The organism is Pseudoalteromonas sp. 20-92, from assembly GCF_030847595.1.
In the GTDB taxonomy this organism is placed as follows: domain Bacteria; phylum Pseudomonadota; class Gammaproteobacteria; order Enterobacterales; family Alteromonadaceae; genus Pseudoalteromonas; species Pseudoalteromonas fuliginea.
In genome coordinates this window covers 1-1,649 of record NZ_JANJGQ010000057.1, presented here as the reverse complement: position 1 = coordinate 1,649, position 1,649 = coordinate 1, and the positions used below count along the sequence as shown (strand labels likewise).

The following is a 1,649-nucleotide window of genomic DNA, read 5'->3' as shown; positions in this document are numbered from 1 at the left end:
TCTATGGTGAGAGATGGTGTCATGTGGGATCCTAAAATGGTTTAAAATTAGGAATTGACACCATAGTCACTTGTTAGTTGGCAATTACGCTTTACTTTACTTCTACAAAACCGCCATCATCCTCACTTTTATATTTTAGAAAAGACTCATCAAATTCTTTATCTTCATCGTCACCTAAAGGCCAACCTGCATCAATTAATTTTAAGAAGTCACATAAAGCAACCCAACCAACAACAGTTATTGACTCATCTTTAAGCCACTGTTCGCCATCCCAATCCATATAATCATATGAACCAAAGCCTGTTTTATATCTAGAAGCTACAAAATATAAACCTGGTTGAACAGGGAGTTGATTCTCAATCCACTTTACAGGTATTTTAAACTTACTCATTACTTTACCTTCCTAAACTCTTCAGCTTTTTTAATAACCCAATTCATATAGTCTTTATTTCTACCTTTTTCATGAGCTCCGTCAGCGATAAAATCAATAATATAAAAAGTATTAATACTAGTCGCTCCTTCAGTATAAACAATAACGCTATCGCTAGTCCTAAACTTAACTGATTTAATTTTATCTAAAACATGTACATGCATTAAACCTGCATTTTCAGCCATCGGTTGAGGCCTATGATAAGGAACATCTTTTCCTAAATAATCAACACGCCCACCTGATTTGTATTTCTTAAAATCACTAATTAACGCATCAAGATCTTTATTGTGCTGCCTCTCTGCATTTAATGATGTTTGAACAAATAATGTTATCTTTTTTGGTGTATTCAAGTGAAAATCCTTTTATTTAACTTCTACAAAACTATTAAATCCATCCTCTTTCTGTTTTTTCTTTGATCGCTCAAAGCTATTTTTTACTCTTTCAAGAGATACTTCATGAGGAATAAATTTTTTCTCAATTTTCTTTATGTCTTTTTTAACATTCATAATATTAATCCTTTAATTTACATTTGAAACATTAGGCTCAAAGCCAACTAACGAGCCTGTAGATTAACTCGTTTTTTATTTGTTTTTATTGATGAATCAACCATAGCTGAGTTCCTATTTTGATTCAATTGATTACTGTATTTTTCATAGAATATAAAAGCTGGTTTGGTATTGTTTTAACTGGCGTTTTGGAAGGAGTTACGGGTGTTTCAGTGGCTTTATTTTGGCTTAAAAGGGGTTGCCTCTCTTAATGCATCGTGTTTTGCAGCTTTTCTATATTATGAACAAGGCAATACAGTTGCCATTGGGCGTTCACTTTCGCTTGGCTGTGTAAGGTCAATTTATTCATGCCTTTATTCACTGTAATATTCCGCTTTTTATTTAAAGGAAAGCAGGTTCAATAAAGCCGAATCGTTTGCCATTCTTTAATAAACAGCTGTCGTCGTCCGATTGGGCTATCTATTTTCATTTTCACCTTATTAACATAGTTCAGCTTTTTGCGTGATTCCTTATTTATAATAATGCACTCTTCATGCTGTTTTTGTTGGCTTTTTTCGTAATAATTAGGATGGCTGCCATCCTAATCTTCCACAGTTCCACGAACAGGCGCTAAAGAAATTTAAAGCAAATGTAAGGGAACTCACTAACCGCAACTGGGGGATCTCAATGACCCTACAAATTCATAAACTCACGCAGTATTCACGTGGCTGGGG

4 protein-coding genes and 1 pseudogene are annotated in these 1,649 nt (G+C 34.1%); 1 reads left to right on the top strand and 4 read right to left on the bottom strand.

The window, feature by feature from the left end; all coding sequences use genetic code 11:
• Positions 1-91: 91 nt before the first annotated feature.
• From NRL14_RS20710 to NRL14_RS20695, 4 genes are all read right to left on the bottom strand, one after another.
• Entirely contained in the window at positions 92-391 is a 300-nt protein-coding gene (locus tag NRL14_RS20710; RefSeq protein WP_149604807.1) for a hypothetical protein, read from the bottom strand.
• Complete coding sequence (locus NRL14_RS20705; protein WP_149604808.1) at positions 391-780, bottom strand: type II toxin-antitoxin system YafO family toxin; 390 nt, start codon at positions 778-780, stop codon at positions 391-393. Before NRL14_RS20705 ends, NRL14_RS20710 begins: the two co-directional genes overlap by 1 nt.
• A gap of 12 nt (positions 781-792) precedes the next feature.
• Positions 793-936, bottom strand: a complete 144-nt coding sequence (locus tag NRL14_RS20700) for a hypothetical protein (RefSeq protein WP_188085473.1) — start codon at positions 934-936, stop codon at positions 793-795.
• A 247-nt stretch (positions 937-1,183) separates the two neighbouring features.
• Positions 1,184-1,285 (bottom strand): transposase, encoded by a 102-nt coding sequence (locus NRL14_RS20695; RefSeq protein ID WP_262501272.1) that lies wholly within the window; start codon positions 1,283-1,285, stop codon positions 1,184-1,186.
• A gap of 272 nt (positions 1,286-1,557) precedes the next feature.
• Between NRL14_RS20695 and NRL14_RS21130 the strand changes: the two are divergent.
• A pseudogene (locus NRL14_RS21130) lies at positions 1,558-1,649 on the top strand (hypothetical protein); the annotation flags it as partial.